We start from the raw sequence: 13,002 nt of genomic DNA on the forward strand, positions 1-13,002 counted from the left end.
TTCTGGTCCCGATTTTTTTAGCGCCGGCTTCCGCTCGCCATCACGACCAGCCCATAGTTTCAATGCAAAAAAAGACTCCATGGAGACCTCTTTTACGCTCTCCTCGCCGTCAGAGCGCGCTCAACGCCGTAAATTATCAATATCAAGGTGAGAATGATTGTGAAGCGCCAGTTCACGACATATAACTTAGCGAGATATCCCTGTATTTCGTCCGGTAGAGCTGATCATGATGATGCGTTCCCTCCTTCCCCTGTTGCTTGGCGCAGTAATGCTGCCGGCCACTATGGACAGTGCCCATGCCAACCCCTTTTCCGCCAGCAGCAAGAGCAGCAGCGGCTTTCTCGAGCGACGGGATGTGCCCAACCTCAGCTCGGCTGCCTTCGTGGTGGCCAACCACAGAACCGGCGAGGTGATCTCCGAGCGCAACGGCAACCGGGTAATGCCCATCGCCTCACTCACCAAGCTGATGACGGCGCTGGTAGTGCTGGATGCCAACCTGCGCCTCAACGAAATGCTCACCGTGACCAATGCCGACATCGACCGTATCAAGGGAACCGGCTCGCGCCTGGCCATCGGCTCCAGGCTCAGCCGCGCCGAAATGCTCCATATCGCCCTGATGTCCTCTGAAAACCGCGCCGCCTCGGCGCTGGCCCGCCACTATCCCGGCGGCCAGCGTGCCTTCGTCGAGGCGATGAATGCCAAGGCCCGCATGCTGGGGATGTGGAATACCCGCTACGCCGACAGCACCGGGCTCAACCCGCGCAATGTCTCCACCGCACAGGATCTCGCCAAGCTCGCCGCCGCAGCGGCCTCCTATCCGCTGATCCGCCAGTACTCCACCGACGAGCAGAGTTATGTGCGTACCAACAAGCGTCAGCTGCACTACCTCAACTCCAACCGGCTGATCCGCGAAGGGCAATGGGAGTTCACCCTCTCCAAGACCGGCTATATCCGCGAAGCGGGCCGCTGTCTGGTGCTGGGCACCAAGGTCAATCGTGAGCCGGTGATCATGGTGCTGCTCAATGCCGAGACCACCAACGATCGGGTCGCCGATGCCAAGCGGATCAAAACATGGCTGGAGAGCTCGGGCAGAACCACCCTGGCAGCCAACCAGAGCAGCATGCTGACTCACCAGTAAGCTCGAGATCCCCAACCAAGCGAGGCGCCCGCCTCGCTTTTTTATCTACATGAGCGCGCCCAAAAACGGGAGCTTGCTCCCGTTACAGGTAACACCTTCCGCCATCCCGTTACAAAACGTAACTACTCAACAGCGTGATTCACACTAATAGAATCAATTGGTTGTAAGTTTTCGGCAAGAATTTTAGCGTGCCATCACAACCCCTGTAGCGACGAGCCACCATGCGTATTTCCAGTATCGAGTGCGGGCGGGTACTGGCCATTCTGGCCGTGATGACCATTCACGTATCCCCCTTCGCCAATCCCTTCAATCCCGCCCTGTGGGGAAGTGGATCCTGGCTCTGGCTGAGCGGCACCATCAACCAGTTATGCCGCTTTGCCGTGCCGCTGTTTTTCCTCTGTGCCGGTTACTTTCTGCAGCCGAGACTGAGCCGCGAAGCGCCGCTGACCGTGGCCTGGCGCTACTGCCGCCCCTTGCTGATGCTCTGGCTGGTGTGGAGTCTGGTCTACCTGCTGGTGCCGTTCAATCCGCTGGATGCCGTGCAGCAAGGCTATCTGGCCTCCCTGAGCGGGCAGTGGCAATTCCAGCTCGGCGACCCCCTCAATGGCTGGCTGGTGGGCGGCATGATCCACCTCTGGTTCCTGCCAGCCCTGATCATGGCGGTGACCCTGCTGGCACTCTGCTACCGGCTTGGCAGACCAGCGCTCGCCCTCTGGCTGGGTCTTGGCCTCTACCTGCTGGCGCTGCTGGGGGGCTCCTATGCCAAGCCGCTGCTGGGCGCCGAGTGGCCACTGCTCACCCGTAACGGCCCCTTCTTCTCCCTGCTGTTTGTGGCGCTCGGGGCCCTGCTGCGCCAGCGCCAGTGGCAGCCAGATGCCCGCACCGGCTGGCAATTTCTGCTGGCAGGCGTGGCGCTCTATGGCTGTGAAGCCTGGGCGCTGCAGCACTTCGCCGCAGTGCCGCTCACCCGCCACGACTTCCTGCTCGGCTCTCTTCCCTGGGCTATCGGTCTGTTTGGCCTGCTGCTGGCCAACCCCGAGTGGGGCAAGGGCAGCTGGCTTGAGCGCCAGGCCCCCAAAGTGCTCGGGATCTACTGCCTGCACATGATGCTGGTGGTCTGGCTCTTCGTGTTCGGCCCGCAGGGCGCATCCATCCTGTGGGAGATCGCCAAAGTGCCGCTGCTGCTGGGAGCGTCTCTGCTGGCCTATCGCCTGCTGACGGCCCTGCCCCTCGCCCGCCGACTGCTGCGTACTCGCTGAGTCCGATATCCGGCCCGTCCTATCGGGCCGGATACCTCTTCACGTTTCGTCTCTTTCTCTTCCGCTACGCCCTTTTTCCCTCTCTTCGTTCTCGCGGTTTGCTGCAATGGCTCTGCTTTTCAGCCGAGCTCCCCCGACCGCACAACCCGCCTCCAATACCCCTCTCCATTTTCACCTTGCCAGACAAATGAAAATCAATATCATTGGCATCCCGCTTAAGCGGGTCAGGCTAATTATAATTAAATCAATATGTTCGAGCCGTCAGGTCGACATCCAAAGAGTCAATATTGAATATGCAGCACCCTCACTTTCGCAGAACGCTGGTTTCGCTGGCACTGCTGGGCACCGGCTTCACTGCCCAGGCCGCCGATGAAACCATGACAGTGGTTGGCAAACGATCCCAGCATCAGGAAGTTGCCACCGCAACCCGTACCAATACGCCAGCCAAGCTGGTTCCCCAGACCATCGACAGCGTCAAGGTCAGCGAGCTGACCGCCTTCGGCCAACCGACGCTGAGTGAAGCCCTGAGCGGCATTCCCGGGGTCAATGCCAGCGGTGATACCCGCTTCGACGGGGTCAATATCCGCGGCTTCAGCGCCAGCAACGACTTCTATCTCGATGGGTTCCGCGACGACATGCAGTACACCCGGGATCTCGGCAACATCGAGCGGGTGGAAGTGCTCAAGGGCCCGGCTGCCGTGCTCTACGGCCGCGGTAGCACGGGGGGCATCGTCAACCGGGTCAGCAAAAAGCCGCAAAAAGGGCAGGAGTCCAGCGTCACCGCCCGGGTCGGCAGCTTTGACAGTCAGCGACTGGCCGCCGACCTCAATGGTGAGGCGAGTGAGCAGGTGCAACTGCGCCTCAACATGGCGCAAGAGGACAAAGATAGCTTCCGCAACGGCGTGAAGAGCAAGCGCACTCTGCTGGCCCCTTCCGCCAACTGGGAGATCAGCGACAACCTCAACTGGCTGGTGCAGTACGAGCGCAACGAACATGACCGCACCCCGGATCGCGGCATCCCCGGTGTCAATGGCCGTCCAGCCGATGTGCCGCGGGAGTATGTTTACAGCGATACCAGCCGCGACTTCATCGATGACGTGGCGCAATCCACCCGTTCACGCATCTCCTGGGATATCAACGATCAATGGCAACTGCGCCAACAGCTAGGTTACTCCACCCTCGACAGCCAGTTTGACAACACCTATGTCACCAGCGTCAAAGGGGATAAGGTGACCCGCTCCCGCTGGCAGCAGGATCTGAAAGCGAAGAACCTGATCAGCAACACCGAGGCCGAAGGTCTGTTCCAGACCGGTCCGGTGGAACATCGCCTGCTGGTCGGCTTCGAGCAGAACTGGCAGGAGCGCACACCCAAGCTCTACCAAAATGCCACCGCCATCCCGTCCGGCAACCTCTACGATCCGGGCTCACTGCCTACCTACAATGGCGCCATGAAGCTCTCCAGCGACGCCAAACACAAGGTGCGCGGCAATGGCCTCTATCTGCAGGATCAGCTCAGCCTGGGTGACTGGCATCTGGTTGGCGGGCTGCGCCGTGACGACTTCACCGTCACCAGTCGCCGCTACGACCTCAACAAGGAGGAGAGCGTCTCGGTCAACAGCCTGAGCCCGCGCCTCGGTCTGGTGTGGAATCCCCTCGAGGATCACGCCTTCTACACCTCCTACAGCAAGACCTTCACTCCGGTGGGCGGCGAGCTGATCGGCATCACCCCGGGTGACAAGAACAACGGGCTGGAACCCCAGCACACCCGCCTCTACGAAGGTGGTGTGAAGAGTGACTGGCTGAACGGCAAGCTGGCGACCACCCTCTCCCTCTATCGACTGGAGATGTACAACAAGCGCACCAAGGATCCGCTGGATCCCACCAAGGTGATCCTTACCGGCCTGCAACGTACCGAAGGGATCGAGCTGAGCGCCCGTGCCGAGCTGACCGACGAGATCTACCTGCGTGGCGGCTTCGCCATTCAGGATGCGGAGCAGGTCAAGGCGGATGCGGATCTGCAGGGCAAGCGCCCGATGAACGTCTCCCGTCAGAATGGCCAGCTCTATCTCGGCTACAAGAGTGGCGAGCAGGGCTGGTTCGGTGAGACCGGCGTAACGGCGGTGGGCGATCGCTTTGCCGACAACGCCAACACCACCACACTGCCCGGTTACGCCCGCTTCGATGCGCGCGCCGGTTATCGCTGGCAGCAGTGGGAAGCCGAGCTGAGCGCCGAGAACCTGACTGACCACGAGTACTTCGTCAGCGCCACCAGTGCCACCCAGATCATGCCGGGCACACCCCGCCAGCTGAGCCTGACCGGTACCTACCGTTTCTGATCTCTGTGACAACCACCCCGACTGGCCAGCCCTTGCTGGCCAGTTTTTTATGAAGCAACCACGATGAAACGTAGAAGAGTTCCCCTTCACAACAACAAATGGGTACGCCGCCTCCATGCCTGGGCCGGTTTTTTTACCCTCGCCCTGATGCTGATGTACGGCATCACCGGCCTCTGGCTGCAACACCGTGCCGTGTTGCCCATTCCCGGCCCCCACACCGACAAATCGAGTGAACAGATAGTGCTGGAGGCGCCGCTCGCCAGCCCGAAGCAGCTGAAAAGCCTGCTGCAACAGCGCTATCCCGATACCTTTGCCGACGGGCGAACCATGATCACCCCGGCCCAGACCCTGCCCACCCCGAACGGCCCGCTCACCCTGCCCGCCAAGTGGGAAATGCGCGGCGTTACCCTCAGCCAGAGCGTAGCCGCCAGCTATGTCGAGGGTACCTTGCTGGTACGTACCGATCTGCAACTGGCCAACTTTGCCGCCAGCCTCAACCGGCTGCACCGCGGCATGGGTACCGGCCTCGGCTGGCAGCTGTTTGGCGATATCGCCGCCCTGGCCCTGTTGCTGCTCGCCCTCACCAGCCTGTTTATGTGGACCAAGCTGCACGGCACACCCAGAGCCATCATAGCGCTGACACTCGCTGGCAGCCTCGGCACCCTGCTGTTTGCCCTGCTGGGGTAACGCAGCAACCATGATCTGATGCAGCAAGGTTTGGAAAGAAAACCGCAATAGGAACAGGCCGCTGGCGGTGATGCCGGCGGCCACATCAAGAAAAGGAAATAACGGAGAGCGGGAAAAGAGAAGGGATACCAAGAGGTAACGGGAAGTACTGCCAGCTCAACAGTAACGCCCCAATGCGCAGGAACGCTAAAAAACAAAAGGCCATCATTGCTGATGGCCTTTTGTCATGAATTTGATGGTGCCCGGGGTCGGACTCGAACCGACACGGTTATTCACCGGCGGATTTTGAAACCATCGCAAGCCATGTTGAATCAATGACTTGCCGTGTTTTCGCGGGTTTGCTTGGGGTTTAATGGGGTTTATTGGGTATCGCTGGTGAGTGCTGCCGCCATTTTGCCGCCATTTTTCAGCGCGGTGATCGGGTTGAGTTTTACCGCATCTTCGAGGTGGTCTGGGGCAAAGTGGGCATAGCGCATGGTCATCTTGATATCGGTGTGGCCGAGGATCCGTTGCAACACCAGGATGTTGCCACCCGCCATCATGAAGTGGCTGGCGAAGGTGTGGCGCAGTACGTGGGTGCTCTGTCCGGCAGGCAATTCAATCTCGGCCCGCCGTATCGCTTTCTCGAACTCGGCATAGCAGTCGCCGAACAACCTGCCGGTGCGCTTGGGCAGCAATGCCAACAGCCAGCCGGCCACCGGCACGGTGCGGTTCTTCTTGCCCTTGGTTCGGGTGAAAGTAAGCCGCCCGATGCCAACCTGTGAGCGGGTCAGCTTTTCAGTCTCAGACCACCGGGCACCGGTCGAAAGGCACAGCATCACAATCAGCCACAGGTCTTTCAGCCCCGCACAGGCAGCCAGCAGCTGCTCGATTTCATCCTGATTCAGGAAAGCCAGTTCGGACTCTTGCACCTTGTACTGGCGCAACACCTCCAGCGGGTTGCCATGAGTCCACTCACCCAGGCGGCCAAGTTCATTGAACACGGCCTGCAGGTAGAGCAGTTCGCGGTTGATGGTAGTCGGGGAGACCTGTTTGCGCTGACCGGGCACATAAAGCTCGCCTGCCAATCGTCGTTCGCGATAGGCCGCAAACTGCTGGGCCGTGAACTCGGTCGCCAGTGGGTTGCCCAATGCATCTGCCAGCCAATTCAACTTGTCGCGGCGTCGGTCGCCATCGGTCAGGGTTTGGCCGTGGCGGCCATACCAGAGAGCCACCAAATCACTCAGTCGCCTTTCATCCACATTCCCCGCCTCTGGTTGTTGCCAGGGCTGGGCCAGCATGTGTTTTTCCCATGCCAAGGCTTCGCCCTTGGTGGCGAAGCGCTTGCGTTTGCGGGGGCCGTCACGACCTTGGGGATAGACTTCGACCAGCCAGAGCTTGGGCTTGCCGTCGTCGAGTTTGCGGACGGTCATTGACCGTTATTCGCCAAATGCGCACTGTTTGGGGTTGGCGTTGTTAGCTGTTGGCCAGCCAGTCAGCAGCCCCTTGATGTCGGAGCCGTTGCAGCCATAAAGCGCTTCTGCCTTTTTGCAAAGCCCTTTCTTTTCATCTGCGATCGCCGCGTCGAAGGCATCGGCGCAGTCATTGAACTCTGGCGCTTGAATGCCTTTTTGTGGGGTGTAGCCAATGGATTGATAAAACGCATCCTCCGTATCGATGCGCATTTTTAGCCCGTCACACAGCTGGCCTGCCTGTTTGGCATAGCAAAAGCCTTTCACTTTGCTTGCAATGTCAGGGGTGTAGCTGTTGGCCGCTGCGCAGCTGGCTGAGAAAATGGATAAAAGTAGTAACGTGATCTTCATTGCAGCACTCCGTTGTCAGGTGGTCGATTAGCTACAGGCTTTGACGGTGGTCAATCCTGCTCATCATCGGCGGCTCTCAGATCAACCGTGATCTGCTGAACTGGCCCCTTGCTTAATTCTTTGCCCAAGGCTGTCGCGCTCTTCTCGCTCAGATTGTTGATTTCAATCTGCTTGCCTTCGACGATGGCTTTGACACTGCAGCGGTTAACGCGACTGACCAGCGCAACGAGCACCGCGCATATCGCTTTTACCTGCTCAGGATGTTGTGCAATCCAGTCAAATACCTCGATAAAATACTGAGCGCCGCCGCTGTAGGTTGCGATGGCCCCGCCATTTTCAACCCCATGCTCTGCCAGCAGCGCGGTGAGCGGGGTTGCGTCATGGCCCTGTATATTCAGATACAGGCTGCCGGCTTCTCGGTAGCGAATTTTGCTCATTTAACGCCCTGTCTATTAGGAGGTGCCCACCATGTTCACCGTTATCTGCCACTCTTACCGAGAGGCCACCTTTGAATCTGCTGATCATTTCGATGCGGTCGTTCTGAACTGCGCCCCGAGTGGGTTGTTCCAGCGATTAAGCCAGTTTTTGAGCATGATGTTTTTTGCAATCAACACCCTTTATGTCAGACACGCAGACATTGAAGTAGGCGGCAAGTTGTATCCTCTCGCCCTGTCGGGTCAGCGCTGGTACACCTTCGACCAGATCCAGCATTTCGCCATCCAGTGCTTGCTGCTCGATCAGGCCAGGTTGCTGCTCATGTCGCCGACAAAAACCTGACCCAGAGAAGCGGCGCGGTGGCCGTTATCAGCCGCACACGTTTTCACAAGGTATACCGTCCTTGTCTCTATCCAATTTAGACATGCCGCATTGTTCAAGTGCAAACTCAGCCTCTTCACAACTGCCCATGTCTTTGCAGTAACGGGCAACTGTCGAGCAGCTGAATTTTTGCTTGCTCTGCTTGGCGTTGTCAGACTGTTGCTTTGTTTGTTGCTTGGTCTGTTCAGACGCATGAGCGGTAGTGAGAATTGGCAGGTTTAACAGTAATGCTGTGAGTAAGATGACTTTCCGTTTCATTTTTATTCCTGAGCGATTTCAGACGCTGAATTCAATGCGGCCTGCGTATACGTTAAAAGGCGCGCAAGCGCCTTATCTTTTTCTAAAAATGCGGTGCTCGACCATTACGCCGATGATCTCGATATGCTGCCGGTCGGAGTGCATGGGCGGGTAATCGTCATTAAGCGGGACCAGTTCAAACACTTCTTGCCCGTTCTCATCGATGCCGCGCGGCCGGTACTTTTTGAAAGTAGCCTCATCACTGCCGTTCTTGGCCACCACGAAATCACCAGGGCGGGGCTGTTCGTCAGGGTCAACGATCACCAAATCCCCCTCATTGAATTGCGGGGTCATCGAGTTGCCGCGCAGCCAGAGGCCAAAACCACAAGGGCCGATATCCACGCTCGCCGTCACATATTCGACATTGCCATCGAAGGTGCTGGCCTGTTCGCACATCTCCCGCCAATTGCCAGCTTGCACATAACTGAGGATCGGCACCCGTGACCCACGAGGGATCACCGCCAGTTCGGCGTTGTGGTAACCCAGCTTCGGTTCAGTTACTGAGCCAGCCTCACTACCTTGCATTAGAGATTCAGGCGCTAGGCCCAATGCGCTTGCCAGCTTAAGGAAATTGCCACCTTTCGGCGATGTGTCTCCACGTTCCCACTGGCTAACAGAGACCCTGCTAACTCCGACTAAAAGAGCCAGGTCATCTTGGGTCATCTTCAAGGCTTTTCGCCTGGACTTAATCACGTCACTTATATCCATGTAAGCAATGTTACATTGCCGCCTACGTCAGATTTCTTTCTTTTATTGAATTTTTTGTTGTCACGCAAAGAAAGATCACTTACATTGCCGTTAACGAAAGAACTCTTATCAATGTAAGTAGAGCGAAAGATGAAAAAACAAGATGCACTTGACCATTTCGGCGGAGTGGTCGGTCTAGCGAAGGCTTTGGGATGTAAGCCACAGGCCATCTCTCAATGGGGCGAAACCATCCCCCAAGGCCGCGCCTACCAGATTGAGGTGCTGACCGGCGGCAAGTTGAAGGCCGATCCCATCCCACCACGCGCAGAAGAATAAGGGGAGCAACCATGCCACCTCGTCATATCAACCCTGCAGTTTCACCTGCCCCAGCGGCGGCCATCAGTGCGATCAACCTCGTGATCTCCCCTGATACCCCACCGGTGATGCCCATCGCCAAGTTTGCCGATTGGGTGGGCGTGTCTGTTGATACCGCTCGCTCATGGGTCAAAGCCGGCAGCCTCGATGTGATGGAAAAAACCAGAGGCCGCGAGCTGGTGATGGTCAAGGTGCATGTGTTTATCGCCAAACAGATGGCTGGCTCCGTGTTGGCTCCCCAGTTCAAACGCGCGCTTTAACCATAGCGACCTTTGGAGGGAAATCAGAGTGTCAAACCAGACCTGCTTGTCACACAGCCACTTCGCAGCGGCCTGCGATGCCTTCACTGGGCGCTACAACATCAGCCAGCTGGCTAGAGAGATTGGTATGTCGAAAGGGGTGCTGCACAACAAGTTCGACCCGGCCAATGAAAAGCACAAGATCACCGCCCTCGATCTTATCGCCCTCTACCACGCCACCGGTGACGACATTTTGTTTGATGGTCTGCTGTTTGATTGCCAGCTCACCGCCGTTCGCCTGCCTTCTTCCGATGCGGTGATCCAGCCAGAGGCCCGCGCCCAGCAGGCGCTGAACGCGGGCGCCAACATCCTAGGGGTGACTGCGCAGGCTACCCAGGTGCTCAACACTGGCCGCGTCACCAAACACCATCGCAATGCCGTGATGACCGGATTAATGGCGGGCATCGAGCACATGGTGCTGCTCGCCACCGAAATCGAACAGAAATTCAATTCCGTCCCCACCCTCGCCTGTGCCGCCGATATCGCGCGCGCCAGCCTGGGAGCATAGGAGAACACCATGAGACTGAAATGCCCCCACTGCAACGCCCGCGCCAACATCCGTACCAGCCGGGATATGGGGTCACTGAGCGGCTCGGCCCGCTATCAGTGCAGCAATGTCGAGTGCGGCCACACCTTCAAGGTGTTGTTTGAGATCACCGAGACCCTTTCACCCAGCGCCATGCCTAACCCGTCCGTGGTGCTGCCCCAGTTTCAACGCAAGGCAAAGGAGACTGCCCAATGAGACTACGCGCCGAGCAGCCGGGGCTGATCCCACTGCCGTTCTTGCTGTTCAACCGCGCCACGGTCGTCACCGATAGCGACGAACCGGTGATGCGCAACACCACCCGCTTTGATGGCAGCTATCTGGAAGACCATCAAGGCCGTCGCGGCACCCTGCGCTTTGCGCCGCGCCACCCAGGCAAAACACCGCGCCAGCACTGGCTGACCCAGCTGTTGCAGGCATAACCGGAGGGCCACCCCATGAACGCAACAGCAAAGGTAATTTCGCTCGTTCAACAGCCAAGCGCCGCAGAGGCAGCACTGGCAGAAATGCGCGCCCGCTTCGGCCGCAATGGGGCGGCCAGCCGCTGGTCACGCCTGCCGACTCGGGCCCGCGCCGTCATCTGTTATGCCGCGGGGATCTCGCCGTCGGCAGCAGCGCAGGAGCTGGGCCAGTTCGAGTTTGACCAACAAGAAGCAATCCGGCTCGCACTGGGCGACCTGCTCGCCACCCTGCGGGAGTTTGATGGCTCGGTGCTGCACCGCCGCGAGTGGCACCGCACCGCCCGCCACATTGATGGGCCGACCCGCAGCGAGCTGGAACAGGCAGAGCTTGAGAATAAGCGCCGGGCAGAGCTGAACGCTCAGGCCGGCACATTGGAAAGCCGCTTGGCGGCATTGAGAAAGGTGGCCGGAAACGGCCAATAAAAAACCCCGCTATCGGTGTTGACGCACCAGCGGGGCTTTCAATCAATCAACGAGGTGAACCTCATGAACAATCTTACAGCAGAACAGGCGATCCGCAAAGTCGCCAATTCCCTGATAAATACCCACCGCCCCCAGCTGGGCGCCTGCCATAGCACCGCCGTCGAGGCGAGCCTTGAGGCGCTGGCAGAACTGGCCGACGAGTTGAGCCTGCTCGGCATCTACGCCGAGCTGACCAAGCGCCTCGAGATCCTGCAGGGTGGCCAGCGGCCGCCGGTGCTGGTTGGCAGCATGCCATCAGGTGATTTCGCTTTCCTCAAGCTGTTCAACGAGTTCGCCATCGCCAACCCGCGCGCCGCTGACGAGTGGCTGTTTACCGATGCCAAAGGCTGCTTTACATGGCAGGACGATGAGCGAGGGCTGGTATTCCTACCCCCAGAGGTTGTCGTGCAGTTGGATGATTATGAACTGCCGTTTATGGACGGCCCGCACGTCATCGGCGTGGATATGGCCGCGCCTGGCCATGATGTCACCGTGGAGTGCCTGTTCCATCCGCCCTTTGCCCACGCGCTGCAAGGGGGTGCCCAATGATCGCCATCACCGCCAAACACACCGCCCCATCACCGGCCGCTGCCGTCGCCTATCTGGTGCGCCACGGCTACATCAACGTGAAAAACAGCTGGCTGCGTGGCCAGCGTCACGCCGCCCGCATCGAGCTGTTGCCGTCTGGCCGCGCTCGGGTTCTGGAAGGAGTAGCAGCATGAGCAGCACAACCGGCAATGTCATCGAGCGCGAGCTCTACCCTACCCCGCCAAGCGCCGTTGCTGCGCTGATGAACTGCATCAGCTTTCGCGCTGGCGATCACTTTATGGAACCGTGCCGCGCAGAAGGGAACATCTTTGACCCTGTGCCGCTCCCTGCCGAACAGAAAGAGTGGGCCGAGATCCGCCATGGCCGTGACTACTTGGCGTGGGATTTTGGTCGCAAGTTCGACGTCATCATCACCAACCCACCGTTCAGTGACCGAGGAGTTTTTGAGAAAGAGCCTGTCTGAGCTCGCGCCTGATGGAACCCTGATTTATTTGCAGCGGGTGAACTTCCTGGGCAGCAAGAAGCGGGTCCCGTTCTGGGCAGAGGTCGGCTTTCCGAACAAAACCCCGATCCTGGTACCGCGCCCGCGCTTTGTGAATGGCGGGTCTGACTCCTGCGAATACAGCTGGTTTGTCTGGGATAACGGCGGCCGTGTGAACCTGCCGAACGGCCTGAGCCATTTGATTGCGGAGGATGCAGCATGAGCCATCAAATGATCGATATGGGCAAGCTGGAACAAGAAGGCAGCACCAGTGAAATGGCGTTGATCGCGTCCATGGATGCAAGTAAGGCCATCATCCAGGTAAGACAAGGAGCTATTCACCAGCTTCAAAAACAACTGGTCTCCCTGCGCCAGTCGCGAAAGCCGACCACCAATAGCTTTGCCATATCAGCCCTGCTGTTTGCCTGCCGTAATGAACGGCAATGGATTGATTTTGCGATCAATCAAATCGAACAAGACGAGAAACTCATTGAGGAAATATATCGGATTAGAGCTGGCAGCCCAGTCCGCACGCTGGAGGAGATCATCCAATGAGCCATCAACAGCTGATCGACGTGTGGGTAAACCGGATGCTGAACGCCAGCAACGAGCTGCGCGACCTGCAACGTGACTTGCTCGACCTGCGCAAAGATGGCCCCCACGGCCAGCGCACTCCGGCAAAAACCCACCTAACCCTGTGCCGTCTGGCCCGCAGTTCGGTTAAGGCGGCATCCAGCAAAGTACGCTCACTCCACACCGGGGGCGCCATCTAATGACTCACCAAAAAACAGCCGGGCATGCCCCGGCTT

22 protein-coding genes are annotated in these 13,002 nt (G+C 58.6%); 17 read left to right on the plus strand and 5 right to left on the minus strand.

The window, feature by feature from the left end; translation table 11 throughout:
• Positions 1-226: 226 nt before the first annotated feature.
• The 4 genes from pbpG to ACTG2B_RS21020 all read left to right on the plus strand — a co-directional run bounded on the left by pbpG (position 227) and on the right by ACTG2B_RS21020 (position 5,420).
• Positions 227-1,138 carry a D-alanyl-D-alanine endopeptidase gene (pbpG, locus tag ACTG2B_RS21005; RefSeq protein WP_005336410.1) on the plus strand — a complete coding sequence of 304 codons (912 nt, stop codon included), beginning with the start codon at positions 227-229 and terminating at the stop codon, positions 1,136-1,138.
• A gap of 221 nt (positions 1,139-1,359) precedes the next feature.
• Positions 1,360-2,397, plus strand: coding sequence for an acyltransferase (locus ACTG2B_RS21010; protein WP_115521635.1), 1,038 nt, complete (start codon positions 1,360-1,362; stop codon positions 2,395-2,397).
• Between the two features lie 293 nt (positions 2,398-2,690).
• Positions 2,691-4,733, plus strand: coding sequence for a TonB-dependent receptor (locus tag ACTG2B_RS21015; protein ID WP_439996775.1), 2,043 nt, complete (start codon positions 2,691-2,693; stop codon positions 4,731-4,733).
• A gap of 21 nt (positions 4,734-4,754) precedes the next feature.
• Positions 4,755-5,420: a PepSY-associated TM helix domain-containing protein gene (locus ACTG2B_RS21020; protein ID WP_429201340.1), complete on the plus strand. Its 666-nt coding sequence runs from the start codon at positions 4,755-4,757 to the stop codon at positions 5,418-5,420.
• Between the two features lie 359 nt (positions 5,421-5,779).
• Here ACTG2B_RS21020 and ACTG2B_RS21025 read toward each other — a convergent pair whose 3' ends face one another.
• From ACTG2B_RS21025 to ACTG2B_RS21035, 3 genes are read right to left on the minus strand one after another with little or no spacing between them, the layout of a single operon-like run.
• Positions 5,780-6,832: a site-specific integrase gene (locus tag ACTG2B_RS21025; protein WP_439996776.1), complete on the minus strand. Its 1,053-nt coding sequence runs from the start codon at positions 6,830-6,832 to the stop codon at positions 5,780-5,782.
• 6 nt (positions 6,833-6,838) lie between these two features.
• Positions 6,839-7,222 carry a hypothetical protein gene (locus ACTG2B_RS21030; RefSeq protein ID WP_182926977.1) on the minus strand — a complete coding sequence of 128 codons (384 nt, stop codon included), beginning with the start codon at positions 7,220-7,222 and terminating at the stop codon, positions 6,839-6,841.
• A 50-nt stretch (positions 7,223-7,272) separates the two neighbouring features.
• Positions 7,273-7,659 carry a hypothetical protein gene (locus ACTG2B_RS21035; protein ID WP_182926976.1) on the minus strand — a complete coding sequence of 129 codons (387 nt, stop codon included), beginning with the start codon at positions 7,657-7,659 and terminating at the stop codon, positions 7,273-7,275.
• A 31-nt stretch (positions 7,660-7,690) separates the two neighbouring features.
• Here ACTG2B_RS21035 and ACTG2B_RS21040 point away from each other — a divergent pair, with 31 nt between their 5' ends.
• Positions 7,691-7,999, plus strand: coding sequence for a hypothetical protein (locus ACTG2B_RS21040; protein WP_182926975.1), 309 nt, complete (start codon positions 7,691-7,693; stop codon positions 7,997-7,999).
• A gap of 27 nt (positions 8,000-8,026) precedes the next feature.
• On the opposite strand, the gene ACTG2B_RS21045 is transcribed toward ACTG2B_RS21040, so the two are convergent.
• Both ACTG2B_RS21045 and ACTG2B_RS21050 read right to left on the minus strand, forming a co-directional pair.
• Entirely contained in the window at positions 8,027-8,296 is a 270-nt protein-coding gene (locus tag ACTG2B_RS21045) for an excalibur calcium-binding domain-containing protein (protein WP_338710903.1), read from the minus strand.
• 72 nt (positions 8,297-8,368) lie between these two features.
• Positions 8,369-9,043, minus strand: a complete 675-nt coding sequence (locus ACTG2B_RS21050) for a LexA family protein (protein WP_236341218.1) — start codon at positions 9,041-9,043, stop codon at positions 8,369-8,371.
• Between the two features lie 129 nt (positions 9,044-9,172).
• Here ACTG2B_RS21050 and ACTG2B_RS21055 point away from each other — a divergent pair, with 129 nt between their 5' ends.
• The 12 genes from ACTG2B_RS21055 (at position 9,173) to ACTG2B_RS21110 (ending at position 12,966) form a co-directional block, all read left to right on the plus strand.
• On the plus strand, positions 9,173-9,358 hold the full coding sequence (locus tag ACTG2B_RS21055; protein WP_236341220.1) for a Cro/CI family transcriptional regulator: 186 nt from the start codon (positions 9,173-9,175) through the stop codon (positions 9,356-9,358).
• Between the two features lie 11 nt (positions 9,359-9,369).
• Positions 9,370-9,657 (plus strand): hypothetical protein, encoded by a 288-nt coding sequence (locus ACTG2B_RS21060; RefSeq protein WP_439996777.1) that lies wholly within the window; start codon positions 9,370-9,372, stop codon positions 9,655-9,657.
• 28 nt (positions 9,658-9,685) lie between these two features.
• Positions 9,686-10,204: a phage regulatory CII family protein gene (locus ACTG2B_RS21065; RefSeq protein ID WP_439996778.1), complete on the plus strand. Its 519-nt coding sequence runs from the start codon at positions 9,686-9,688 to the stop codon at positions 10,202-10,204.
• A gap of 9 nt (positions 10,205-10,213) precedes the next feature.
• Positions 10,214-10,438 carry an ogr/Delta-like zinc finger family protein gene (locus ACTG2B_RS21070; protein WP_201931965.1) on the plus strand — a complete coding sequence of 75 codons (225 nt, stop codon included), beginning with the start codon at positions 10,214-10,216 and terminating at the stop codon, positions 10,436-10,438.
• Positions 10,435-10,662: a hypothetical protein gene (locus ACTG2B_RS21075; protein WP_201931966.1), complete on the plus strand. Its 228-nt coding sequence runs from the start codon at positions 10,435-10,437 to the stop codon at positions 10,660-10,662. The genes ACTG2B_RS21070 and ACTG2B_RS21075 overlap by 4 nt, the downstream gene beginning before the upstream one ends.
• Before the next feature lie 15 nt (positions 10,663-10,677).
• The gene (locus ACTG2B_RS21080; RefSeq protein WP_439996779.1) at positions 10,678-11,124 is read left to right on the plus strand and encodes a hypothetical protein; all 447 of its coding nucleotides are present in this window, start codon (positions 10,678-10,680) and stop codon (positions 11,122-11,124) included.
• Positions 11,125-11,187: 63 nt separating this feature from the next.
• Complete coding sequence (locus ACTG2B_RS21085) at positions 11,188-11,712, plus strand: hypothetical protein (protein ID WP_439996780.1); 525 nt, start codon at positions 11,188-11,190, stop codon at positions 11,710-11,712.
• Positions 11,709-11,885 carry a hypothetical protein gene (locus ACTG2B_RS21090; RefSeq protein WP_167573867.1) on the plus strand — a complete coding sequence of 59 codons (177 nt, stop codon included), beginning with the start codon at positions 11,709-11,711 and terminating at the stop codon, positions 11,883-11,885. The genes ACTG2B_RS21085 and ACTG2B_RS21090 overlap by 4 nt, the downstream gene beginning before the upstream one ends.
• Positions 11,882-12,175 (plus strand): hypothetical protein, encoded by a 294-nt coding sequence (locus tag ACTG2B_RS21095; RefSeq protein WP_439996781.1) that lies wholly within the window; start codon positions 11,882-11,884, stop codon positions 12,173-12,175. Before ACTG2B_RS21090 ends, ACTG2B_RS21095 begins: the two co-directional genes overlap by 4 nt.
• Positions 12,156-12,416, plus strand: coding sequence for a hypothetical protein (locus ACTG2B_RS21100; protein WP_439996782.1), 261 nt, complete (start codon positions 12,156-12,158; stop codon positions 12,414-12,416). Before ACTG2B_RS21095 ends, ACTG2B_RS21100 begins: the two co-directional genes overlap by 20 nt.
• Positions 12,413-12,748: a hypothetical protein gene (locus ACTG2B_RS21105; RefSeq protein ID WP_167573866.1), complete on the plus strand. Its 336-nt coding sequence runs from the start codon at positions 12,413-12,415 to the stop codon at positions 12,746-12,748. Before ACTG2B_RS21100 ends, ACTG2B_RS21105 begins: the two co-directional genes overlap by 4 nt.
• Positions 12,745-12,966, plus strand: coding sequence for a hypothetical protein (locus tag ACTG2B_RS21110; protein ID WP_167573865.1), 222 nt, complete (start codon positions 12,745-12,747; stop codon positions 12,964-12,966). Before ACTG2B_RS21105 ends, ACTG2B_RS21110 begins: the two co-directional genes overlap by 4 nt.
• Positions 12,967-13,002: the final 36 nt, after the last annotated feature.

The sequence above is a fragment of the Aeromonas sp. 30P genome, from assembly GCF_051919805.1.
GTDB lineage: Bacteria > Pseudomonadota > Gammaproteobacteria > Enterobacterales > Aeromonadaceae > Aeromonas > Aeromonas veronii.